Annotated in this window: 22 protein-coding genes, 1 tRNA gene and 1 pseudogene; 13 read left to right on the top strand and 11 right to left on the bottom strand. The window is 30.7% G+C overall.

What is annotated here, in order from left to right; genetic code table 11:
• Positions 1-20: 20 nt before the first annotated feature.
• The 4 genes from Z053_RS0116730 to Z053_RS0116715 form a co-directional block, all read right to left on the bottom strand.
• Complete coding sequence (locus Z053_RS0116730; protein WP_241459840.1) at positions 21-467, bottom strand: GNAT family N-acetyltransferase; 447 nt, start codon at positions 465-467, stop codon at positions 21-23.
• A gap of 5 nt (positions 468-472) precedes the next feature.
• Positions 473-1,390, bottom strand: a complete 918-nt coding sequence (locus Z053_RS0116725; protein WP_025666136.1) for a cation diffusion facilitator family transporter — start codon at positions 1,388-1,390, stop codon at positions 473-475.
• A 3-nt stretch (positions 1,391-1,393) separates the two neighbouring features.
• Positions 1,394-1,828 (bottom strand): ribose 5-phosphate isomerase B, encoded by a 435-nt coding sequence (gene rpiB, locus Z053_RS0116720; RefSeq protein ID WP_025666135.1) that lies wholly within the window; start codon positions 1,826-1,828, stop codon positions 1,394-1,396.
• 552 nt (positions 1,829-2,380) lie between these two features.
• The gene (locus tag Z053_RS0116715) at positions 2,381-2,620 is read right to left on the bottom strand and encodes a hypothetical protein (protein WP_025666134.1); all 240 of its coding nucleotides are present in this window, start codon (positions 2,618-2,620) and stop codon (positions 2,381-2,383) included.
• A gap of 547 nt (positions 2,621-3,167) precedes the next feature.
• Here Z053_RS0116715 and rnr point away from each other — a divergent pair.
• The 3 genes from rnr (at position 3,168) to Z053_RS0116700 (ending at position 6,847) form a co-directional block, all read left to right on the top strand.
• Positions 3,168-5,369, top strand: coding sequence for a ribonuclease R (gene rnr, locus Z053_RS28785; RefSeq protein ID WP_035096341.1), 2,202 nt, complete (start codon positions 3,168-3,170; stop codon positions 5,367-5,369).
• 67 nt (positions 5,370-5,436) lie between these two features.
• Positions 5,437-6,114: a head GIN domain-containing protein gene (locus Z053_RS0116705; RefSeq protein ID WP_025666133.1), complete on the top strand. Its 678-nt coding sequence runs from the start codon at positions 5,437-5,439 to the stop codon at positions 6,112-6,114.
• A gap of 37 nt (positions 6,115-6,151) precedes the next feature.
• Positions 6,152-6,847 carry a LysE family translocator gene (locus tag Z053_RS0116700; RefSeq protein WP_025666132.1) on the top strand — a complete coding sequence of 232 codons (696 nt, stop codon included), beginning with the start codon at positions 6,152-6,154 and terminating at the stop codon, positions 6,845-6,847.
• Positions 6,848-6,877: 30 nt separating this feature from the next.
• Here Z053_RS0116700 and Z053_RS0116695 read toward each other — a convergent pair.
• Positions 6,878-6,948, bottom strand: a tRNA-Cys gene (locus Z053_RS0116695).
• A gap of 95 nt (positions 6,949-7,043) precedes the next feature.
• The gene (gene folB, locus Z053_RS0116690) at positions 7,044-7,400 is read right to left on the bottom strand and encodes a dihydroneopterin aldolase (protein WP_025666131.1); all 357 of its coding nucleotides are present in this window, start codon (positions 7,398-7,400) and stop codon (positions 7,044-7,046) included.
• Positions 7,401-7,561: 161 nt separating this feature from the next.
• On the opposite strand from folB, the gene Z053_RS0116685 reads away from it, so the two are divergent.
• The gene (locus tag Z053_RS0116685) at positions 7,562-9,604 is read left to right on the top strand and encodes a glutamine--tRNA ligase/YqeY domain fusion protein (RefSeq protein ID WP_025666130.1); all 2,043 of its coding nucleotides are present in this window, start codon (positions 7,562-7,564) and stop codon (positions 9,602-9,604) included.
• A 53-nt stretch (positions 9,605-9,657) separates the two neighbouring features.
• Here Z053_RS0116685 and Z053_RS0116680 read toward each other — a convergent pair whose 3' ends face one another.
• The 3 genes from Z053_RS0116680 to Z053_RS30730 all read right to left on the bottom strand — a co-directional run bounded on the left by Z053_RS0116680 (position 9,658) and on the right by Z053_RS30730 (position 11,633).
• Positions 9,658-10,167 (bottom strand): hypothetical protein, encoded by a 510-nt coding sequence (locus Z053_RS0116680; RefSeq protein ID WP_206539218.1) that lies wholly within the window; start codon positions 10,165-10,167, stop codon positions 9,658-9,660.
• Positions 10,168-10,450: 283 nt separating this feature from the next.
• Positions 10,451-11,395: an SPFH domain-containing protein gene (locus tag Z053_RS0116675; protein ID WP_025666128.1), complete on the bottom strand. Its 945-nt coding sequence runs from the start codon at positions 11,393-11,395 to the stop codon at positions 10,451-10,453.
• A 70-nt stretch (positions 11,396-11,465) separates the two neighbouring features.
• The gene (locus tag Z053_RS30730; RefSeq protein WP_081748282.1) at positions 11,466-11,633 is read right to left on the bottom strand and encodes a DUF4177 domain-containing protein; all 168 of its coding nucleotides are present in this window, start codon (positions 11,631-11,633) and stop codon (positions 11,466-11,468) included.
• Between the two features lie 191 nt (positions 11,634-11,824).
• Between Z053_RS30730 and Z053_RS0116665 the strand changes: the two genes are divergently transcribed.
• On the top strand, positions 11,825-12,382 hold the full coding sequence (locus Z053_RS0116665) for a hypothetical protein (RefSeq protein ID WP_025666127.1): 558 nt from the start codon (positions 11,825-11,827) through the stop codon (positions 12,380-12,382).
• A gap of 58 nt (positions 12,383-12,440) precedes the next feature.
• On the opposite strand, the gene gltX is transcribed toward Z053_RS0116665, so the two are convergent.
• Both gltX and Z053_RS0116655 read right to left on the bottom strand, forming a co-directional pair.
• Positions 12,441-13,952 (bottom strand): glutamate--tRNA ligase, encoded by a 1,512-nt coding sequence (gene gltX, locus Z053_RS0116660; protein WP_025666126.1) that lies wholly within the window; start codon positions 13,950-13,952, stop codon positions 12,441-12,443.
• A gap of 112 nt (positions 13,953-14,064) precedes the next feature.
• The gene (locus tag Z053_RS0116655; RefSeq protein ID WP_025666125.1) at positions 14,065-15,105 is read right to left on the bottom strand and encodes an alkane 1-monooxygenase; all 1,041 of its coding nucleotides are present in this window, start codon (positions 15,103-15,105) and stop codon (positions 14,065-14,067) included.
• A 101-nt stretch (positions 15,106-15,206) separates the two neighbouring features.
• On the opposite strand from Z053_RS0116655, the gene Z053_RS0116650 reads away from it, so the two are divergent.
• From Z053_RS0116650 to Z053_RS0116615, 8 genes and pseudogenes are all read left to right on the top strand, one after another.
• Positions 15,207-18,596: a DUF4175 family protein gene (locus Z053_RS0116650; protein WP_025666124.1), complete on the top strand. Its 3,390-nt coding sequence runs from the start codon at positions 15,207-15,209 to the stop codon at positions 18,594-18,596.
• On the top strand, positions 18,589-19,008 hold the full coding sequence (gene ybeY / locus Z053_RS0116645) for an rRNA maturation RNase YbeY (RefSeq protein ID WP_025666123.1): 420 nt from the start codon (positions 18,589-18,591) through the stop codon (positions 19,006-19,008). The genes Z053_RS0116650 and ybeY overlap by 8 nt, the downstream gene beginning before the upstream one ends.
• Before the next feature lie 100 nt (positions 19,009-19,108).
• Entirely contained in the window at positions 19,109-20,980 is a 1,872-nt protein-coding gene (gene mnmG, locus Z053_RS0116640) for a tRNA uridine-5-carboxymethylaminomethyl(34) synthesis enzyme MnmG (protein WP_025666122.1), read from the top strand.
• Positions 20,980-21,459: a hypothetical protein gene (locus Z053_RS0116635; protein ID WP_025666121.1), complete on the top strand. Its 480-nt coding sequence runs from the start codon at positions 20,980-20,982 to the stop codon at positions 21,457-21,459. The genes mnmG and Z053_RS0116635 overlap by 1 nt, the downstream gene beginning before the upstream one ends.
• 72 nt (positions 21,460-21,531) lie before the next feature.
• The gene (locus tag Z053_RS0116630) at positions 21,532-22,017 is read left to right on the top strand and encodes a hypothetical protein (protein WP_025666120.1); all 486 of its coding nucleotides are present in this window, start codon (positions 21,532-21,534) and stop codon (positions 22,015-22,017) included.
• Between the two features lie 18 nt (positions 22,018-22,035).
• Complete coding sequence (locus Z053_RS0116625; protein ID WP_025666119.1) at positions 22,036-22,887, top strand: class I SAM-dependent methyltransferase; 852 nt, start codon at positions 22,036-22,038, stop codon at positions 22,885-22,887.
• 229 nt (positions 22,888-23,116) lie between these two features.
• Positions 23,117-23,650 (top strand): OmpH family outer membrane protein, encoded by a 534-nt coding sequence (locus Z053_RS0116620; protein ID WP_025666118.1) that lies wholly within the window; start codon positions 23,117-23,119, stop codon positions 23,648-23,650.
• Positions 23,651-24,162: 512 nt separating this feature from the next.
• A pseudogene (locus tag Z053_RS0116615) lies at positions 24,163-25,019 on the top strand (hypothetical protein); the annotation flags it as partial.

Here is a 25,019-nt window from a genome sequence, read left to right as displayed (position 1 = left end):
AAGATTTAATGAGTCTTTTTTTATTCTTTAATCATACCAATATGAGGAATACCATCTTCGAGGTACTCCTCTCCTATTTGCGTAAAACCGTGTGTTTCATAGAATTTTTTTAAATATGTCTGGGCAGATATTTTAATTGCTTTAGTTTTAAAAAATGTTTCTATAGCATTTACACATTCTTTAATTAGTTTGTGACCATATCCATATTGCCTTTCTTTTTTAGGTATGACCACTCTTCCAAAGCTAGTATCCTTAAAATAATCACCTGCATCGAATAATCGTGTATAAGCAACAATTTCTTCATTTTTGTATCCTATTACATGAAGTGCTTTTTGATCTTTATCATCAATATCTTGATAGATACACTCCTGTTCTACTATAAAGACCTCTGCGCGTAAGCGCAAAATTTTATATACTTCTAATGCAGAGAGCTCGTCAAAACGTTTAACTTTAAATTTGATATCCATATTTTTTAATCCTGTACAATAATATCTTTATTATCCTTATTTCCATATTCTGGCTGTAGCGTAACATGGTTGATTTTAAATTCTTTATGAAGTATGTTTTCAATAGTGTTGAGTATTTCTCCAAATTCTGAAACCAAAATATCACTATCAAAATCTACATGCGCTTCTAAATGTGTTTCTTCTTCGTTAAGTTGCCACACATGTATGTGATGTATACTTTTAACTTTTGGTAAAGCATTAATTACTCTTACTATTTTTTTTAACTCAATAGTATCGGGAGTATACAACATTAATACTTTGAATGATTTTTTTAAGAGATCATAACCTACAATAATCAGATAGATTGCAATTACAAAAGTTAACAGGCTATCTACCCAAAATAGTTTATAAAATTTCATTAACAATCCCCCTATCAAAACTGCAAAAGATGCCATTAAGTCTGTTACCAAGTGCAAATATGCCGACCTCATATTCATATTTACCTTACTATCTCTTCTTAAAAGCAAAACGCTTAGTCCATTTCCAAAAATTGCTACTACAGAAAGAATAATTACAACACGTGCACTTATTTCCTGTGGATTTAGTAATCGCTCTATGGCTTCAAACACAAGAATAAATGCTATTATAACTAATGAAATAGCATTTATAAACGCTGCCATGATTTCTGCTCTTTTGAAACCAAAAGTTCTTTTAATAGAAGCTTCTCTTTTTGCTAATCGATTAGCAAAAAAGCTAACTATCAAAGAAAGTACATCACTAAAATTATGTAATGCATCTGATAATAGAGAAAGACTACCAGAAATCAAACCACCAACTACCTGGGCAGCTGTAATTCCAATATTTAAGAGAATAGAAAATAACAAATTACGCCCAGTAAGTTTATCATGAGAATATGAATGATTATGAGCGTGAATTTTTACCATAGGCTAAATACACATTGGTATCTTATGTACTCTGTTTAAATGTCTGCCTCCTTCAAATTTTGTTGCTAAGAATGTTTTTACCATTTCAACAGCTTGAGGTAGAGATGTAAATCTTGCAGGAATACATATGATATTAGCATCATTATGAAGTCTGGTTAATTCTGTAATTTCTTTTGTCCAGCAAAGTCCAGCCCTAACATTACTGTATTTATTAGCTGTCATAGCAACACCATTTCCGCTTCCGCAAACCAAAATCCCAAAACTAACTTTTTCAGTATTTACATCTTTTGCTACAGGATGTACAAAATCAGGATAATCAACACTATTGTTTTCATTAGTGCCGTAGTTAGTAATTTCAATACCTTCAGATTCTAAATATTCTGCAATTGCAAATTTGTATTCAGTTCCTGCGTGATCATTTCCAATAGCTATTTTCATTTTTTTGTTCGTTTCATTAGTTAAGCAAAGATAATTTAATCTAAAAAAAGTAAACTCCAAAAAACCAATAATTTAACCCAATATTACGGTAATGTTAATAACTCATAACCTTCTGTTAACACTGAGTGTGAATAAACAGTTCTTAAAATTCATAAAGTTTTTTTGGTGGTTTTGATTTTTATTAGAATACAAGTATAGTAGTAAGAAATCAAAATTTTAAACTCTCTTTTTTTGGCTAAGTTTTCAAGTATTAAGTTAATGTTATAAACTACGGTTTTGCCGTAATAATATTAAAAAATTAAGCTGTTGATTAACTATTAACAGTTGTTAATTAAATTTCATTTTTAGAACATTTTCAAGCAATTAGAATAATGATATCCTGTTCATATATTTTTCAAAATTCAGTTTAACTTAAAAAACAAATAAAACTTAAAAAAGTTATACCGCTATCCACACTATATTATAATCATCATTATTAATTTTAAATTTAAAAAAAAGAAAAAGATATATTTAATATATGTTGAAAACTATAAAGAAAATATGAATACTAGATTATACAATTCTAAGATGAGAATTAGTGTTGAGATCACTTATGATCTGAAGTACTTTGTTTTTGTCTTTTTGATGAACTTTTAAATTAATACCTCCCAGTGCGTTTGAGTAGAAAGGAAAAACACCGACCATTGTTTCATTTTCGAAGAAATAAGAAATACCTTCTTGATCTAGAAGTAGTTTAAGTATAGCATACTCAAAAGGATATGTATATGTTTTAATAGTAATAAAATCTTTCATTTCTTAAAATTATTCCTTGATAATCTTATTTCTACAAGATACAAAATAAGCGTAACAATCAAATTGATACTAATTAAAATGAATATCAATTTCTCCTAGATTGATAAATAATTTTTTATAGTAAAAGGTTAATTGATTTGACTGGCTTCACGATCTGTTTTTACAGAACTATTTATTTCTGAGCCTTCTAAAGTATCTTGTTTATGATCTATTGTATTATTAATGTATAGGGTAAACGCATATATGCCCAATAGAAATATGAGTATGAAGAGTAATATGATCTTATGTATTTTTTTGATTTTGTGCATATCGAATTAAATACTAAACGAATAAAATCGAATCCTAGTGTACTAAAATTAAGTAAATTTTAAGAAAAATAGCTGTAATTATTTACTTTTTTTTGATGTAATATCTTGATTTACAGATAATGGATTTTAGAGCTATTTGATGATAATATGATTTAAGTATTAATAAAAGTTTAAAGTTAAAATTATAGATGTTAAAAGATAAGCTGTACTTTTATCATAAATATATAGAATAGACATTAATGAAAAGAAAGAGTAGAAGAAGAAAAAAGAAGTCACCAAAAATAGAAAATATTACCCAGGAAATACTCAAAATATTAAAAGCTGAATCAAATAAAAGTTTTAATTATAAGCAAATTGCATCAAAACTAGGAGTAGATGATGCAAGTAGTAGAAACCAGATTATAAAAAAATTATCTCAGCTCGCTGCTAAAAAACAGATAGAAGAGGTAGATAGAGGGAAATTTAAAATCATACCTAATATTAATACCTATACAGGTATTTTAGAAATCACTTCAAAAGGTACAGGATATGTAATTGTAAAAGATCTTGAAGATGATATTTTTGTCCCAAATAATAATCTTAATAAAGCACTGAATGGAGATGAGGTAGAAGTTTATGTGTATCGTAGAAAACGAAGAGGAAAGAGTGAAGGGGAGATTTCTAGAATTATTTCTCGTAAAAGGAGTGAGTTTGTTGGTGTAATAGATATTCAAAAAAATTATGCCTTTGTAAATATGCAAGATGGCAAAATGTATACCGATATTTTTATTCCTAAGAATAAAATAGCCGATGCAGAGAACGGAGATAAGGTCTTAGTAAAACTAGAAGACTGGCCAGAAAAAGCAGATTCACCTTTTGGAAAAATAATTAAAGTATTAGGAAAACCAGGAGAACACAATACCGAGATACATGCTATTTTGGCTCAGTATGGTTTGCCCTATGAGTTTCCTGAGGAGGTAGAGAATTATGCTAATACTTTAGATACATCTATTCAGGAATCAGAAATCAAGAGTCGTAGGGATATGAGAAAAATTCTTACGTTTACTATTGATCCTAAAGATGCCAAGGACTTTGATGATGCATTATCATTTCAGGTTTTAGAAAATGGTAATTACGAAATCGGAATTCATATTGCAGATGTATCACATTATGTAAAACCAGGAACAATACTTGATGATGAAGCTTATGAAAGAGCAACATCTGTATATCTGGTAGATAGAGTAGTACCTATGTTACCCGAGGTTTTATCTAATAATGCCTGTTCATTAAGACCAAACGAAGAGAAATATACATTTTCTGCAGTGTTTGAATTAAATAATAAAGCAGAAATTAAAAACCAATGGTTTGGAAGAACAGTAACCTATTCTGATGCAAGATTTGCATATGAAGAAGCACAGCATATTATAGAAACTCGTGATAATGTAATTCCTGTAGAGATCTCACTTACCAGAAAAGAGTATAAGGCTGATCAAAAAATAGCCGATGCAATACTTAAATTAGATGAGCTTGCCAAAGTTATGCGAGGTAAACGAATGGGTGAAGGAGCTATTTCTTTTGATAAAGTAGAAGTGAAATTTAGTCTAAACGAAAATAACGAACCCGTAGGAGTGTTTTTTAAGACTTCTAAAGACGCTAATAAACTTATTGAGGAATTTATGTTATTAGCTAATAAAAAGGTCGCAGAATTCATAGGAAAGCAAAATCCTAAAAAAACATTTATTTATCGGGTTCATGATGAACCTAATGACGAAAAATTAGCTGCACTACAAAATATTATTGGAAGATTTGGATATAAATTAGATCTTAGAGATCGAAAGACAACTACCAAATCATTAAATGGATTATTAAAAGATGTTCAAGGTAAAAAAGAACAAAATTTAGTTGATACTTTAGCTATACGTAGTATGAGTAAGGCAGAATATACTACTCATAATATTGGTCATTATGGATTAGCATTTGATTATTATTCACATTTTACTTCGCCAATACGAAGATATCCAGATGTTATGGCACACCGTTTGTTACAGCATTATTTAGATAAAGGAAAATCTGTTGCAGAAGATGAATATGAAGAAAAATGTAATCATAGTAGCAGTATGGAAAATCTAGCTGCCAGTGCAGAACGTGATTCTATAAAGTTTATGCAGATAAAATTTATGAAAGATCACGAAGATGAACAGTTTTTGGGAGTCATCTCTGGAGTTACCGAGTGGGGGATTTATGTAGAAATAATTAATAATAAATGCGAAGGTATGATTCGTCTACGAGACATGAGTGATGATCACTATGTTTTTGATCAAGATGAATATGCCATTATAGGAGAACAAACCAAAAAAGTATACCAATTAGGAGATGAGGTATATGTAAAAGTAAAAAATGCTGATCTGATAAAACGACACTTAGATTTTACCTTGTTAGGAAACAAGGAAGAAATAGAATAATCAAAAAATTAGTGTCGTTTATTTTTTGTAAGATCAGAGTTGAAATATAAATCTTAAAAACAGGGCGATGAAAAAATTGATATTTCTTTTTATGTTTTTATGGGTTGCATTAGGGCAAGCTCAAGAAGACGTTAAAACTAAAAATCTAGATTATTTTACAGAAGTAAAAGTTTTTGATAAAATAAAAGTAACTCTTGTTAAAAGTGATAAACATAAAGTTATAATCACTGGTTATAAAAGATACGATGTAGAAATTATTCAAGAAGGTCTTATTTTAAAAATTAGAATGTCTTTGGATAATCTGTGGGATAAAAGTAATACCGAAGTTTTAGTTCATTATGAAGAGCTTAGAAAAATTGATGCTAATGAAGGATCAACAGTAGAAGTAAAAGATGTTCTTAACAGAAATAAACTGGATCTTAGAGCTCAGGAAGGAGCAGTTATACAAGCAAAAGCTGAAACAGAAACATTATTTATTAAAGCAGTCACAGGCGGAGAAGTACATTTAGAAGGTATAGCTAAAGAACAGGAAGTCGTTATTAATTCTGGAGGAAAGTATTTTGGTAGTGAACTTGAAACAAAAAGAACACAAGTAAAAATTAGTGCTGGCGGAGTAGCAGAAGTAAATGCTAAAGATTATATCAAAGCAAATACTAATGCAGGAGGGAGTATAAGGATTTATGGAGATCCGAAACAAAAGGATACTAAAAAATTTTTAGGCGGAAAAATTGTTGAAGTTAACTAAGTAGTTTTTAACTTTGTAATAAATACGCTTAGACCCTATGCTTCAAGATGCTCAAGCAGCTATACCATTAGGTTTTTTATTAGCCTTTCTAATTGGACCCGTTTTTTTTGTACTTCTGGAAACAGCAGCTATTAAAGGGTTTAGAGCAGCTTTAGCTGTAGATTTAGGAGTTATCTTTGCAGATATAGTATTTATTCTTATCGCTTATTTTAGTACCAATCAGATTTTAGAAAAAATAAAAGATGATCCTGCCTTATTTATATTTGGAGGGATGTTATTATCTACTTATGGTGTAATTTCTTTTATTCAGGAAAGAAAAAACTATAATAAACTTAGAGATACTACGGTAGAAATTATCAATAAGCATAACTACTTTATGTTATTTATAAAAGGTTTTTTGCTCAATTTTATAAATATTGGAGTATTGGGATTTTGGTTAAGTGTTATTATTGTTATAGGACCACAGTTAGATATGAATACCAATAGAATTCTACGTTTTTTTACAATAGTTTTAGGTACATATCTTTTTATTGATTTCTTTAAAATGTTGCTAGCAAAGAGATTGAAGAGAAAATTAACTCCAAAAAGAACCTATATTATCAAAAGGGTCATTAGTATTATTATGATTGTATTTGGTGTATTTCTTATTTTAAAAGGTGTTTTACCAGATACAATGGAGAAACGAATTCAGGACGAAATTGAAAAAATAACACCAGAATCCAGATTTAAATAAAAAATCCTGCACGTAAGTACAGGATTTTTGAGGTGTCGAGCGGATTCGAACCGCTGTAGATGGTGTTGCAGACCACTGCCTAGCCACTCGGCCACGACACCCAATTTTTGGTTGGAAGGCAAATGTAAAAAAATTTATGATTACTTCTTAAATGATTTTACAATAAAACGCTTTTCATACAATTTTAACACTATAGTTATCGGTTTTTGCTTCTTGTGATAGTAACCATTTCTACATTTCCACCAATAGGTGGGTTAATTTTAGAAACATCTACAACAACTTTATCAACCAATGGTAATTCATCTAATATACGAACTAAAATTCGCTCTGCGGCATGTTCTAATAATTTAGAACGAATAGCCATCTCTTCTTTTACAATATGATTAAGATGAACATAATCTACAGTTTCTGCTAAACGATCAGATATTGCAGATTTTGATAAATCGGCCTTAATCTTTAGATCTACTCTGTAATCCGATCCTATTTTTTTCTCTTCGACAAGGCATCCATGATAAGCATAAACCTTGATATTTTTTAACTTTATTAGTCCCACGGGGTTTTTAAGCAAATGTAAAAAGAATCTTTATGATTTGAGTAGGGAGAATACCCCTTTTCTAATGAATTTTGATATTAATAAAATAATTGCATTAAAGATTTTTATACAATAGCAAGGCAGGATTAGAATTTGTAGTTTTGTGTTTTATTAGATTACAGATGTCAGAAGAAAAAAAACCGCTTAATTTTATAGAGCATATTGTAGAGGAGGACCTTACAACCGGAATGAGTAAAGAAAATTTACGTTTTCGTTTCCCTCCAGAGCCCAATGGGTATTTGCATATAGGACATACCAAAGCAATAGGTATTAGTTTTGGTCTTGGTCTTAAGTATAATGCACCGGTAAACCTACGTTTTGATGATACTAATCCTGCCAAAGAAGAACAGGAATATGTAGATGCAATTAAAGAAGATATAACATGGTTAGGATATCAATGGGATAAAGAATGTTATTCGTCTGACTATTTTCAGCAGTTATACAATTGGACTGTTGAACTTATTAAAGATGGTAAAGCCTATGTAGATTCTCAATCTGCAGAAACTATTGCTTCTCAAAAAGGAACTACCACAGAACCAGGAACCAATAGTCCATACAGAGATCGTTCTGTTGAAGAAAATTTAGAGCTTTTTCAGAAAATGAAAGAAGGTAAGTTTGATGAAGGCGATCATGTAGTGAGAGCAAAGATCGATATGGCAGACCCAAATATGCTAATGCGAGATCCTTTGATGTATAGAATATTAAAAAAATCACATCATAGAACCGGTGATGATTGGTGTATTTATCCAATGTATGACTGGACACATGGCGAAAGTGATTATATAGAAAACATCTCACATTCTTTATGTTCCTTAGAATTTAAGCCACATAGAAAATTGTATGACTGGTTCCTTGATCAAGTATATAGTACCAATATACGTCCAAAACAAAGAGAGTTTGCAAGACTTAATTTAAGTTATACGATCATGAGTAAGCGTAAATTACTCAAGCTTGTAGAAGAAGGAGTAGTATCTGGATGGGATGACCCCAGGATGCCTACAATCTCGGCATTAAGAAGACGTGGATATACTCCGGCATCAATACGAAAGTTTGTCGAAACTGTTGGTGTTGCAAAACGTGAAAATGTAATTGATGTATCATTATTAGAGTTCTGTGTACGAGAAGATCTTAATAAAACAGCACCAAGAGTAATGGCAGTTTTGGACCCTGTTAAGCTTGTTATTACCAATTACCCAAAAGGAGAAGAAGAGTGGTTAGAAGCAGAAAACAATCCAGAAGATGAAGCTGCGGGTTCTAGAAAAATACCATTTTCTGGCGAATTATATATTGAAAGAGAAGATTTTAAAGAAGAGGCAGGTAGAAAGTTTTTTAGGTTGACTTTAGGAAAAGAGGTACGCCTTAAAAATGCATATATCATCAAAGGAGAACGGGTGATAAAAGATGCCGAAGGAAATATTACAGAAATCCAATGTACATATGATCCAAAGAGCAAGTCGGGAAGTGGTACCGAAGAATCAAAACGTAATGTAAAAGGTACGTTACATTGGGTATCAATAAGTCATGCTATTCCTTCAGAAGTTAGGATTTATGATCGATTATTTAATGATGAAGCTCCAGATAGTCATAAAGACAAAGATTTTGTTGAGTTTTTAAACCCAGATTCTTTAAAAATAATAACAGGTTATATAGAACCTAGTCTAAAGGATGTTAAACCATTAGACCAGTTTCAGTTTCAAAGATTGGGGTATTTTAATGTGGATATTGATAGTGCCCCTGGTGCTTTGGTATTTAACAAAACAGTTGGTTTACGAGATACGTGGGCAAAGGTAAAACCAGTTCCTACAAATCAAAATATTAAAAAACAACCTCAGAATCAGCAAAAAGCGATACTTCCAATCGAAGAAATAAAAAGAGCAGGGAAGAAGTATACAAATGTACCAGATATTAAAAGAGAAGGGCTTAAAATCAAAATTATAGAAGCTGCCAAAACTGTAGAAATAGAAGAGCTTGTACCTCTTTATGAAACAGCTGTAAAAAAAGCAGGAACTCGTATTGCTACCATGATTGCCTTGAGCGAAATCCTTAGAAATAAAGGAATTCAACCTGATCAGTTAGCAAAAGATTTTGTTACCAAAGCTCTTGAGGATAAGAATGAATTATTGCAATTAGAAGCCCAAAAAGTGGCTTCTGACTATGATATATAAAGGAAAAACTTGTAGATACAGAAAATGTTTTGTGTCTATAAGTTTTTTAATTTTTAATTATCTGCAATGTGCTCATCTAAAGGAATTTCGATATCTGTTTTAAAATTTGGGAAGAGCTTTTTGGTTTGTGGATCATCAAGAAGTTTATTAGATTCTACAAAATACCATTGAGATTTTTTCTTGTTATAAAAACCAAATAATGAACTTTTTAAGGTAATTAATCTACCATTAAAGTCCATTTTCACTGTGTTTTTAACTAAACAATGATATTCTCTGTTTTCTTTTTTTATCTCTGTTACTTCATCTACTTCAGAACTAAGGATTTTTATTTTTTGAGCATCCATGGTTCTGTAAATTTCATCCATAGTATCCATTAGTTGTTTTTCCCCATACGCTTTGTAAACTTCTGGATGAGTATATTTGAGTATGGTACTTAAATTTCTATCCATTGATGCTTTAGAAGTTGCTTTTGCATCTCGTAATGCAAATTCTTTTAGTGTAGTCATGTTTTGACAAAAAACACTTCCGGAAATAAGAAGGAAAATAAATAAGTAATTTTTCATGGGGGAAAATTTTTTATAAAGATAATAATTTTTTGTGGTATAAGTAATTTTTATAGTTTTTAAGAAATCATTAATTTTTCTTATTAAAAATAGCTTAATATAAAATGATATAAGAGGAGAAAAAAAAGAGGTAATATAATATTATCACTTTTATGTGTTGGTTGTATAAAAACGCGTTATTTTAAGTTTTTTAGAAAAATAGCAATAATTTTAAATCATTGTAGAAAAAAACAAACCCGATCAAATTTTATGATCGGGTTTGGGAATTAAAATTATATTCTTATTACTTGTTGTCTGGTTTTTTGCCAAGGCCTTTTTTAGCATTTTGTTTTTTCATTTCTTCTCCTATTTGATTTGAAGCAGTAAATGATGCAATCATATTATTTAACATATCACTTCCCGCTTGTGGAGAATTAGGTAGTAAAATTAAATTACTATTGGTTTCCTCTCCAATAGATTGTAAAGTATCATAATGTTGTGTTACTACAATTAATGCAGAAGCTTCCTGAGAATTAATACCTACATTATTTAAAACATCAACACTCTCTTCTAGACCTCTGGCAATTTCTCTACGTTGATCTGCAATACCTTGCCCTTGTAATCTTTTACTTTCAGCTTCGGCACGCGCTTTTGCCACAATTTTAATTCTTTCAGCTTCAGCTTCATATTCTGCGGCAACTTTTTCACGTTCGGCAGCATTAATCCTGTTCATCGCTTCTTTAACTTGCATATCCGGATCAATATCGGTTACCAGCGTTTTAATGATATCGTATCCATAATTTACCATTGCCTCATTAAGTTCTTGTTTTACTGCTATAGCAATATCATCTTTACGTTCAAAAACATCGTCTAGTTTCATTTTTGGTACTTCGGCACGAACCACATCAAAAACATAAGATGTAATTTGATCATGTGGATTTTCTAATTTATAAAAAGCATCATATACTTTTTCTTTAATTACCTGAAATTGAACAGAGATTTTAAGACGTACAAATACATCATCTTTTGTTTTGGTTTCAACAAGAACATCAAGCTGTTGGATTTTTAGATTGATTCGCCCAGCGATTCTATCAAAAATCGGAATTTTAAAATGTAATCCTGAGTTTCTTATACTTAAAAACTTACCAAATCGCTCAACCACTGCAGAGGTTTGTTGTTTTACAGTAAATATCCCTGAAAACAGAATGATAAATCCGAGAATTACTATTGGAATTAAATATAGCCCCATTGTTTTATATATTAAGAGTTAAAAGTTTTTCTGAAAATCAATGTACTAATAAATTGTAAATGATTGATTGTTATTTTGAAATTGTTATCATAGCGATATATGTATTTGCTAAAAAAGAAATATCTACAACTTCCCAGCCTTCTTTAGAGAACTTATTCATAGCGTTTTCTACCTTTTCTCTAAGTTTTTCTGAAGACCAATTTTCTGATATACGTATAACTTTATATTGTTTCCCCATAGTTGAATAGTTTTAGTGCAGTTACTATATCAGTATAGTAATTTTGATATATGTTACATTTTCGGAGAAAAGAATTATAGATAAGTAAACCGTCACTTTTTTGGGCATAATCATCACAATCTTTTTTTAGAATACTAATTTGTTTTATGATTCTGGTATGTTAGCACCCTTTAATTTAAAAAGGTAAAATAATGAAAAAAATAAAAAAATTATTACTTGTAGTATTAATAACAACTCTTATTTCTTCTTGTAACAGTAAGCTTTCGTTCGATGCAAAAGGATTTAAAGGAGTAGAGGAGAACTTAAAAAATAAATTTGGAGATGATGCTTTTTATACCGAATTATCAATTACATATGTTAAGCAAGTAGGAACAATAATTACTACAACAGTAACTAAAGATCCGTCATCATTAAAAATGGGGAGTTGGAATTTTAGTAACAGCTCATGGTCGCAAACAGCAGATGTTACTCTCGAATTATCTGGCGGTAAGGCTCAAGATTTTATGTTTAATTTAAATGAAGAAGTAGACTTAAGTAAACTGGGAGAACTTATAGAAAGTTCTATAAAAAAACTTAAAGAAGAGAAAGATATTAGTGCAGCTGTTTTAAGTATTGCTTCTATCATGGCACCTGATGATGGAGACAAGTCAAAGATGAATTATTTTATTCAATTAAAACCAGAAAATGGAGGAACTGATTTTACTTTCGTTTATAATTTGGATGGAACATTAGAAAAGTTCGATTATTAAAAGTAACTGGTAATATATACAGGTCACTACTTCATATCAATAGTGACCTGTATTTTTTCTAGTTTTTCTCAATGGCGTTTTCTATTCTTTTTATGGTTTCTTTTTTACCAATCATAGATGCAATTTGAAATAAATCGGGCCCTTGAAGTGAGCCTACTAAAGCTATACGAAGTGGCATCATGATTTTACCAAAACCAATTTCTTTTCCTGTAATCCACCCTTTTACAATGGTTGAAACATTATCTTCCGAGAAATCCGAAATGTCATTTAATATTCTTGTTAACTCGTGCATTAAACCTGGCGTATCTTGTTTCCAGGCTTTTTTAATGGCTTTTTCGTCATATTCACTGGGTGATAAAAAATAAAAATGACTAAGGTCCCAAAAATCTTTGGTGAATGTAGCCCGTTCTTTTATTGTATCTATAATAACATTAAGATCTAAGGTTGTAGAAATGTTTTTTTTAGATAAAATGTCTTCAAATTGTTGAGACAATATAGTACTATCGATTTTTTGTAACTGTTGTTGTTGAAACCATTTGGTTTTTTCTGGATCGAATTTGGCACCTGCTTTATTAACGCGTTTTAAGTCAAATTCTTTAATTAACTCCTGTAAAGAAAATAATTCTTGTTCTGTACCTGGATTCCACCCTAAAAAGGCAAGCATATTAACAACAGCTTCGGGTAAGTAACCATCTTCACGATATCCAGAAGAGATACTTTGACTTTTTGGATCTACCCATTGCAACGGGAATACCGGAAATCCCATTTTATCACCATCTCTTTTGCTTAGTTTCCCTTTACCTACAGGTTTAAGAATGAGAGGTAAATGTGCAAAACTTGGAGCTTCCCAATTAAATGAACGATACAAAAGAACATGAAGAGCTAAGGATGGTAACCATTCTTCTCCTCGAATCACATGTGTAATTTTCATTAAGTGATCATCTACAATATTGGCAAGATGATATGTAGGCATCCCATCACTTTTAAATAAGATTTTATCATCTAGAATATTAGTGTCTATACTTATGTCTCCACGAATTTCATCTGTAAATTTTAAAATCTCATCTTTAGGAGATTTAAACCTAATAACGTAGGGTTCTCCAGAGTTAATTTTTGCAGATACTTCATCTTCAGATAAGGATAAAGAATTAGTAAGTTTTTCTCTATTATGCCAATTATAAATAAATGTCTTACCATTAGCTTCGTGATCTTTTCTATGACCATCAAGAGCTTCTGTAGTATCAAAAGCAAAATATGCGTGGCCATCTTTTATTAATTGATCCGCATATTGCTTGTATAAATGTTTACGTTCACTTTGTCTATATGGGCCAAATCCTCCATCTTTTCCGGGTCCTTCATCGAATGGAATACTACACCAATCGAGCGCTTCTTTAATATAATCTTCAGCTCCAGGAACGTATCTGTTTTGATCGGTGTCTTCTATTCTAAGAACAAAGGTTCCATTATGTTGCTTGGCGAAGAGATAATTAAATAATGCAGTTCTCACACCCCCTATATGTAAGGGTCCGGTAGGACTTGGTGCAAATCGTACCCTAATGTCTTTTGTCATGATTGTGTTTTTTAAACTTTAAAAAGTCTTATAAATAAATAGCAAAGATACAATCTTAAATATGCTATGGAAATGATTTTTCGGGATAAGCGATGAAATTCTTATTACCTTTTTAAATACTTTTCATTTCACGTGGAACGCGTTTATTCATAATCAAAAACCATAGGGGAGGGAGTAATGATAATACCATAGATGTAGGATAACCAAAAGGTAATTGAGGGCTTTTGTCATGATGGTCTAAAATTTGATATTTTTTTGATGCTCTGTGATGATGATCACTATGTCGTGTTAGTTCATACAACATAATTCTTCCCAAAGTATGGTTCGAATTCCATGAATGAATTTCTCTTACACGTTCATAGCGACCAGAGCTGGTTTTTCTTCTCACTAAACCATAATGCTCGATATAGTTAATAGTTTCAAGCAATAAGAAGCCTGTAACTCCACTTAAAAATGCAACTAGCAATCCTAAAAAACCAAAGAAATATGTAAGTATTGTTAGATATAAAAGAGTAATAACAAAATAGCAAAGCATATCATTTTTTACAGAGAGGAAAGCTTGATTATTTTGTTTTAGCAATTTGAATTGTATTTTCCAGGCATTTATGTATTGCCGTATAGTCGAAGTTATCCAGAAAAAGTAGACGGGTTGATTATATCTAGCTGTGGCGGGATCTTCTTTAGTAGCCACGTTTAAGTGATGACCAAAATTATGCTCTATATAAAAATGCATATACAGGGATGGGAGAAGAAGAGCTTTGCCAATATATCTTTCTTTTGTATACCGATGACCTAATTCGTGTCCGACATTTATTCCATTAGATCCCAAAACAATACCTAATGAAATAATGATACCTATAATTTCATAAGTATCTAGATTAGATGTAGTACTGGTAAAAACTCCGAGGAGTAAAATACCATAAACGATAGGCAAGTTGATATAAAGCATCCAGTCGAATATCTTTTTTTTGGATTGTAATATTTTGTGTTTATCGTCTAAGTTTTTAGTTGATGAATTTGTAAATAATTCTAGTATAGGAATCAATCCAAAGGCGTATATAGGTGTTAGATAGGTATAAATTCCTTGTAACCAAATACCAATAATTGCCATAAAAGGTATTGTGTATGCACAAATATATTTAAGATCTTTCATAACAACTTATATTCTAGACGATTGAATTATCATAAATATAACAATTCTATTAAAAATAAAATTGTAGATTTAGTGGTTAATGAAAAAGGAAGGTATAAAATATGGATAATTTTCAGTTCATAAAAAGCAAGTTAGAGCAGTTTACAAGAAAATATTATGTCAATGAACTTATAAAAGGTATTATTCTTTTTTTCGCTATTGGTGTTCTATATTTTTTAATAACACTGCTTGTTGAGAATTTTTTGTGGCTTAGTACACTAGGAAGAACTATATTGTTTTGGCTGTTTATTGCAGTAGAGTTTGGTCTGTTTGTTAAGTTTATACTAGTACCAATTGCTAAACTATTTAAGCTTACAAGAGGAATTGATTATGAAAAAGCATCTGGTATAATTGGAAATCATTTCCCCGAAGTAAGTGATAGACTTTTAAACCTGTTACAATTAAGTGAAAACGAAAATTCATCTGCTTTGTTGCTAGCAAGTATAGAACAGAAGTCAAATGAACTAAAGCCGATCCCTTTTAAGCTAGCTATTAACTTACAAAAGAATGCTAAATATCTTAAATATGCGGCAATTCCTGTAGCTATATTCCTACTATTATTTCTTTTTAATAAAACAGGTTGGATTTCTGATAGTTATAAAAGAGTGGTAAATTATGAAGTTGCTTACGAGCCACCTGCACCTTTTCAATTTTTTATAGTTAATAAAAATTTAAACGCTTTTGAAAATAAGGATTTTGTTCTTAAGGTAAAAACAGCTGGTGATATAGTTCCTGATAATGCTACAATTACATATAATGATGAAATTTATTTTTTAAAAAATGTAGGCTTGGGTGAGTTTGAATATAGATTTATTCAACCAAAAGAATCTTTAGAATTTGTTATAAGTGCGAACGAAGTAAATTCGATACCATATCGTTTATCAGTGGTTCCGATTCCAGCTTTACTTAATTTTGAAATGAAATTGGACTATCCGAGTTATACTAAGAAAGTAGATGAAATTCTAAAAAGTTCGGGTAATGCAACTATTCCAGAAGGAACAAAAGTTAATTGGGTTGTTTACACAAGAAACACAGATAAGGTAGAATTAAAAACTAAGGATTCTGTTATTCCTTTGGCAAAAAATGGAACAGATTTTTCTTATCAAAAACAGGTGTATTCTAATTTGGATTACCAAATCACTACGTCTAACCAGAATGTAAAAGATTATGATAATTTGGCGTTTAATCTTAATGTGATTAAAGATCAATATCCAGAGTTGAATTTAAAATCTGAAAAAGATTCTGTAGATAATCAAACCATTTATTTCTTCGGTAGAATAAGTGATGACTATGGATTAAATAAACTGCGATTGGTATATTACGACCAGGATAATGCATCCGATATTAAGATTAAAAATATAGCAATTAATAAAGCTGTTTTTGATGAATTTATTTATGCTTTTCCGGCTGGAATTGATTTAATAGAAGGGCATAATTATGAGTTTTATTTTGAGGTTTTTGATAACGATGTAATTCATAATTATAAGAGTACAAAAAGCCAGGTGTTCAATTTTAGACAGCTCACAAAAGAAGAGAGAGAAGATGATTTATTAAAAAAACAGAATGAAACAATTTCTGGATTGAATAAGTCATTAGACAAGTTTAAGGAGCAGGAACAGGAATTAAAAAGTTTGAGTAAAACGCAAAAAGAGAAAAAGAATTTAGATTTTAATGACAAGAAAAAACTTGAGGATTTTTTGAAAAGACAAAAAGAGCAGGAGAAAATGATGCAGGATTTTTCTAAAAAATTAAAAGATAATCTTGATCAGTTAGAGAATAAAGAAAAAGAAGAACCTTTTAAAGATGCATTAAAAGAAAGGCTAGAAAGAAACGAGGAAAAACTAAAAAAGAACGAAAAACTGCTGGAAGAAATTGAACGTTTAGCAGATAAAATTAAAAAGGAAGAACTAACAAAAAAACTAGAAGAGCTAGGTAAAGAAAATAAAAGCTTGAAGAAAAACCTGGAACAATTATTAGAATTAACCAAACGGTATTATGTAATAGAAAAACACGAAAAATTGGTTAAAGAGTTAGAAGATTTATCCAAAAGACAAGAAGAATTGTCTGAGAAAAAAGAAGAGGAAAACACAAAAGAAAAACAGGAAGAATTGAATAAAGAGTTTGAAAATTTCCAAAAGGAAATGGAAAAACTTAGGAAGGAAAATGAGGATTTAAAAAAGCCAATGAGCCTAGATCAGAAAAAGGATGATGAAAATGAAATAAAAAAAGAACAACAAAAGGCAAGTGAAAATCTGGAAAAAGAAAATAAATCAGATGCTAAGAAGAACCAGAAAAGTGCTGCTCAGAAAATGAAACAGATGAGCAATGGTATGATGATGCAAATGCAAATGGCGGGAGGAGAACAGCAGCAAGAAGATATGGAGATGTTAAGACAGATTTTAGACAATCTGGTTGATTTTTCTATTGGACAAGAAGGTTTAATGAAGAAGTTTAGGGGTATAGATATTAATAACCCAAGCTATTCTTCTAAGCTAAGAAAGCAAAGTATATTAAGAGAGAATTTTATACACATAGATGATAGTCTTTATGCTTTAGCGTTACGTACTCCGCAGATAACTGAAGTGGTAACACAAAAATTAACTGATATAGAATTTAATATAGATAAATCATTAGAGAGGTTGGCAGAAAACCAAGTTGTTCAGGGTTCGGCTAATCAACAGTATACCGTTACTGGCTCGAATGATTTAGCATATTTGCTAAGCAGAACTTTGGATCAGATGCAAAACAGCATGTCAGCATCAGGAAGCAAAGGTAAAAGTGGCTCTAACGAATTTCAATTACCAGACATTATAAAGAAACAAGAAGAATTAAATAAGAAGATGGAAGAGGGGGCAGAAAAAGGAAAGAAGAAAGGCGATAAGGAAGGAGAACAAAAAGGAGGCAAAAAAGGAGAAAAACAAGGTAAAGAAAATAAAGGTAGTGGTAAACAAGGAAATGAAAAGGGAGGGAAAGAAGGCAATAAAAAGGATGGTAATGATAAAAATGGAGAAGGAGAATCGCAGATGCAGAAAGAAGATATGAATGGTGAATTATATGAAATATATAAACAACAGCAACAGCTTAGAAATGCTTTACAGGATAAGATAAGAAAAGAAGGAAAAGGCAATAAGATAGGAAGTAGTTTGTTGCGTAAAATGGAAGAGGTTGAGCAGGAACTGTTGGAAAAAGGATTTAATGAAAGGACATTGTCAAAAATGCTTAATTTAAAACATGAGTTATTGAAACTAGAAGATGCTACTTTAGAACAAGGTGAAGAAGAAAAAAGAGAAAGCAAAACAAATCAAGTACAGTTTGGCAATCAAAACTCACAGCAATTAGAGAAGGCAAAACAATATTTTAATACTACTGAAATATTAAACAGACAAGTATTACCTTTGCGACAAAATTATAAGCAAAAGGTACAAGAGTATTTCAAGAAAGATAATGATTAATTTTTTTTACGAGACAAATATAGAGCTACCAAATGAGACTGCATTATCTTCTTGGATTAGTGCTGTTATTTCGTCAGAGAACAAGATAGAAGGAGAGATAAATTTTATCTTATGTGATGATGAGTATCTACTTAAAATTAATCAAGATTTTTTGAATCATGATACATTCACTGATATTATAAGTTTTGATAACACAATGGGTAATCAATTGAATGGTGATATATTTATTTCTGAAGAAAGAGTAGCAGAGAATGCAAAGGAATTTATGGTTTCTGTTGAGGAAGAAATGAGAAGGGTTTTGATACATGGTATATTGCATTTTTGCGGTTATAAGGATAAGCTGGAAAAAGAGAAAAAGCTTATGAGACAAAAGGAAAATGAAAAACTACTAATGTTCCACGTGGAACATTAGTGTAGAATAAGTGGTAATAAAGCAACAGTTGTTCCACGTGGAACAACTGTTTTTTTGAATAATAAAATGGTGTTCCACGTGGAACAATTGAATAGAAATTATGTTTGATAAGGAGTATGATGTTATAGTGGTGGGTGCAGGTCATGCCGGAAGTGAGGCGGCAGCGTCAGCTGCCAATTTAGGATGTAGCACTTTGCTTATTACAATGAATTTGCAAAACATTGCGCAAATGAGTTGTAATCCTGCTATGGGAGGAATTGCAAAAGGGCAAATCGTAAGAGAGATAGATGCACTTGGTGGATACAGTGGAATCGTGAGTGATCGTACTGCGATACAGTTTAAAATGTTGAATAAGTCAAAAGGACCTGCAATGTGGAGTCCAAGAGTTCAAAGTGACAGAATGCGTTTTGCTGAAGAGTGGAGATTGTTGTTAGAACAAACCCCTAATTTGGATTTTTATCAGGAGATGGTGAGCGGGCTTTTAGTCGAGGATGGAAAAATAAAAGGAGTTCAAACTTCTTTAGGATTAGAAATAAAGGCGAAGACTGTTGTGCTAACAAATGGAACATTTTTGAATGGATTAATTCATATTGGAGAAAAACAATTTGGTGGTGGTAGAGCTGGTGAAAAAGCGGCAACTGGTATAACAGAACAGTTGATTAATTTTGGTTTTGATGCCGGTAGAATGAAAACAGGAACTCCTCCAAGAGTAGATGGAAGATCTTTGGATTATTCTAAAATGATTGAGCAACCGGGAGATGATAATCCTGAAAAATTTAGCTATACAAATTTAACGACACCACTTACTAAACAAAGATCATGTCATATGACTTATACTTCTTTAGAGGTACATGATCTATTACGAGAAGGTTTTGATCGATCTCCAATGTTTAATGGTAGAATTAAAAGTATTGGACCTAGGTATTGCCCGTCTATAGAAGATAAGATTAATAGATTTGCTGATAAAGAAAGACATCAATTGTTTGTTGAACCTGAAGGATGGAATACCGTAGAGGTTTATGTAAATGGATTCTCTACATCGTTGCCAGAAGATGTTCAATTTAAAGCCTTGAAGTCTGTGGCAGGTTTTGAAAATGTGAAATTTTTTAGACCAGGATATGCTATAGAATATGATTACTTTCCTCCAACTCAATTAACGCATACTTTAGAAACAAAATTGATTTCAGGATTGTTTTTTGCTGGACAAATTAATGGAACAACAGGATATGAAGAAGCAGCATCTCAAGGATTAATGGCAGGAATAAATGCAGCTCTAAAAGTAAAAGAAAAACAATCTTTTATTCTTAAAAGAAGCGAAGCATATATAGGCGTTTTAATAGATGATCTTATAACCAAAGGAACAGAAGAGCCTTACAGAATGTTTACTTCACGTGCAGAGTATAGAACCTTATTAAGGCAAGATAATGCAGATTTTAGACTTACACCAAAATCTCATGAGATTGGATTAGCTTCAGATGATCGAATGAGAAGAATGGAAGAGAAGGAAAAAAAAGCAAGTGCTTTTGTTCAGTTTTTTAAAGACACAAGTGTTTCTCCAGAAGAAGCAAATCCTGTTTTAGAAGAAAAGAAAACATCACCGATCAACCAGAGCGGAAAAATGTTTAAATTATTTTCTCGACCTCAGATTACTTTGGATGATATAAGACACTTTAAAAAAGTTTCTACTTATATAGAGGAGAATAATTTGGATAAAGAAGTTTTAGAGCAAACAGAGATCCAGGTTAAATATTCTGGCTATATCGAAAAAGAAAAAAACAATGCAGATAAATTAAACCGGCTTGAGGATGTAAAAATTCCTAAGAATTTTGATTACACAAAACTGAAATCATTATCTTTTGAAGCAAGAGAGAAAATGTCTAAAATTAAACCGGCAACCGTTTCTCAAGCATCGCGAATTAGTGGAGTATCGCCAAGTGATATTTCTGTGCTTTTAGTTTATATGGGTAGGTAATGGATAGTGTGTTTTGTAAACAAGAAAAACCTTTAAAAGTAAGAATTCTTTCTGTTGTATTTTTGATGGTTTCTGTGTCATTTCTTTTTTATACAGAAGAGTCAATTTTATCTAGATTGCTCTTTTTACTTTCGTCTTTAATTATATTTGGATATTCTGTTTCTTATAAAATTAGTGGAGACTTTGATAATCAAAAACTTTTTTCGGTTTTCGGTTTTCCTGTTTTTAAAATAAAGCTCAATTTAGAATATCCAGATTACATTTCGGTTTTTTCAACTTCTTTTAGTTTAGATAACGAGTGGGGTGCTGTTAGTGCAATTGGAACAAAAGAAAGATCTCCTAAAATTGTAGTACGTTTTTTTACCGGAAATAAGAATTTTACACTTTATAAAACAGAAAAGTATGATAAAGCTTCCGAAAAGGCTAATGAGTTAAGTGAGCTTTTGGGAGTAGAAATTTATGACAGATCTAAAGAATAGTTCCACGTGGAACATTTTTTGTTAGAAGATGTTTATGAGTTTTTCTAATTTCAAAACACAAGAAATTTGTTGATGAAAAATACTTTTATATTATTTTTTACTTTATTCTCGTTTTATTCGTGTATCACAACACACAAAGTAAGACAGATTGATAATTTTAGAATTGAAACCGAGAACATGTTCAATGAAGAATCATTTCTTTTTAAACCCAACATGTATCCAGAAGAAGCGAAGCGTTCATTGCGAAAACAGTTTGGTTTAACAAAGGATCAAAATTTATCAGATTTTGACACAAAACTATTTGATGATTTTGACACGAGATTTAATGTCAAAATAAGTTTTGATGTGGACAGAGAAAAATATACAGATTATACACCTCTTTTAATTAATAGAGATAACCCAGAAGACCACATAGGAAAAACTGAAACTTTTGTAAAAATTATTATTGTAGATGCTAATGGTAATAATTGCCTTTCTACAAAATCATTGTTTTATAATAAAACCAGGTCATTTTTGGTTGATATTAAAAACAATATAAACAAAGAACCATTATTTTAAATTTTTCTATCTATATAAATGAATAAACAAAAAACCTTAGATTTTTTTATCGAATGTAAAGATCATACGGTTTCTGGAGAAAAGTTTCAGTTGCTTTATGATAAAGAATATGATATGTTGGTTACTTCTCCAAAACCAGATGAAAACCAATTGGGTAAATATTATGAGAGCGAAGATTATATTTCTCATACAGATTCAAAACGATCTCTTTTTGAAAAACTATACCATTTGGTCAAAACATATTCTTTAAACAAAAAGGTTAAACTTATTTCTACATTAAATCAACAAGTAGGTGTACTTTTAGATATTGGGGCAGGAACAGGTGATTTTTTGAGTGCTGCAAAAAATAAAGGTTGGAGAATCGAAGGAGTAGAACCAAATAATCAAGCAAAAGAATTAGCAAAACAAAAAGGAGTTGATTTAAAATCAGAAACGGTGAATTTGAATTCAAAAAGTTTTGATGTTATTACAATGTGGCATGTTCTAGAACATATACCAGATTTACAATTTCAAATTAGAGAATTAAAACGCCTTTTAAAACCAAATGGATTTGTAATTATAGCTGTTCCAAATTTTAAATCCTATGATGCAAAACAGTATAATTCTTTTTGGGCGGCATATGATGTACCCAGACATCTTTGGCATTTTTCTAAAACTTCTATCCAAAAACTTTTTGAGGAAGAAAATTTAAAGCTAGAAAAAGTACTCCCAATGAAATTTGATTCATTTTATGTATCACTTTTATCAGAAAAATATAAAAGAGGTAAAATGAACTTTTTAAATGCTTTTTGGATTGGATTACGTTCTAATCTTAAAGCAAAACGATCTCGTGAGTATTCTTCACATATTTATGTTCTTAAAAACGACTAATTTTTATTTTTAGACGCTTTTTTCCTCTTTTTAAGGTAAACCATATCTATTTATACCTCTTTTTTTTAAAAAGTGCTTAGAGCGCTTTATTTTTGTTTGTTTTTAATAGTTTTTTTATATTAAAAATATTAAAACAATTGTTTTTTTTTATATATGATTTTTTACGACTATATAATGAATAACATCGCATGAACTTTGATATTTTTGCTCAGAATTAAATTTTTGAAAAATGAGAAAAATAGTATGGGTTGCAAGTGCATTATTAATTTTAGCTTCTTGTAATCAACAAATAGAAAAAACGGGTTATGTAAATAACACCAAAGTTGTTTCTGATTTTAAAGAGATGAAAGCAGCGCAAGAAAAATGGACTAAACGTAATAATGAAGTGCGTGCAGAGCTTGAAGAAAAGGCAAAACAATTTCAGATTGAGGTAGAAGGATATAAAAATATTATGAAATCTATGTCTGCTGCCAATAGAGAAAAGAAAGAGCAAGAGCTAATGGTTAAACAACAAGGTTTACAAAGAGAGCAGCAGGCTAAAATGCAAGAGATTCAGCAAGGAAGTCAAGCAGAGATAGACTCTATTATAGGCAAAGTGAAGAGTTTTATAGAGGATTATGGTAAGAAAAATGGATATACTTATATCTACGGAGATACAGAAACCAGTAATATCCTGTATGGTAAAGAAGAATTAAACCTTACAGATAAGATTCTTACGGAATTAAATGGAGGAGATACTACCACTACTGAAACAAAAGAATAGTTTTTCTTTATAAAATATTAAAAACCCTCATTGACTACTCAATGAGGGTTTTTTAATGCCTAAATATTCATTTTAGTATTATATGTGAGTGTAAATCTATCATTTTTTATAGTTAGATTTCTTATGATATCATAGTTGCAAAAATGCTTTTATTATTATCACTTTGATTGATCAAATACATGTTTTTTTAACCTACTATTTGAGGACTAAGATACTCATAATGTGTTTGTTATAAAAAACAATACATTAGACTAATTGATTGATATTCAGTTAATTATAGATTGTTAAATAACACAAAATTAACACTTCATAGTTTTTGGAAGAAAAATTTCCTTATAAATTTGTAGGAATAATCTTAAAATCTAAAACCATGAATAGTCTTTGTTATTGTATGTTTTACAATACTATCTGCTAGTGCTTTAAAAATCAGGAAATGCACTTCATTATTTTCTGTATACAAACCTGTAATTATTCTAATATTATTTAATCATATTAATCATAAATGTGATATTATGATAAAAAAATACAATTTATTATCATTAATTGCTACTATTATCCTGCTCTCATCGTTAAGAGCAGAAGCTCAAATTGATCCTCCAATTTTTACTTTAGAAGGAACACCTCTTCTAATACAAAAGCTTTGTGTCGATCAGAAAGAACCTAATCGGGAAGCTATAGCTAAGGCAAACATTTTATTTGCTACAGGTACAGAATTTGTTTTAGAATTATCCGATGAGAATGGTGTTTTTTCTAATGATGCTACAAGAGTTTTAACACGATTTACTACGCCAATAGGTATTCCTCCTGGGGGAGACATCGAATTTCCTTCTTTTGCTATTCCCACAGATTTACAAGGCGAAAATTATGGCTTACGAGTTAATGTACCTGCAAGTTCTATTTTAAGTACAGTACAAGAAAACATCCCTATTTATTATTTTGATTCTTCGTCTAATAGCTTTACTCTAAATGGCCCTGTTGTTGGTGCAAACTCTGTAGCTTTGTGCGATGGTGATTCAGCAACGTTAACTATTATGCCTGCAGATTTTTCCAGGTACATTTGGTATTTTAACACAGATATTAATAATACTAGTATTGAAGATGCAGATGTAATCGTTGGAGAGTCTGGAGCTACCTTAGAAAATGTAAATCGATCAGGTAGATATTTTGTTGAAATTGATTTTGGTGACTGTACGAGAAATTTCGCTTTTAATCGTGCAAGTATAGGTGTTATTGATTTTAATGATACAACAGTACGTATTAATGAACCTTCACCACAATCCTTTTGTCCCAGTGATGTAAAAATATTAACCACTAGTGTTACTGATCCTGATTTCACTTATGAATGGTCTAAGGATGGGGTTCCGATTCC

The organism is Aquimarina megaterium XH134 (assembly GCF_000520975.1).
Lineage (GTDB): Bacteria > Bacteroidota > Bacteroidia > Flavobacteriales > Flavobacteriaceae > Aquimarina > Aquimarina megaterium.
Note: the sequence above shows the minus strand (reverse complement) of the source record. Positions and strands in the feature narration are given on the sequence as shown.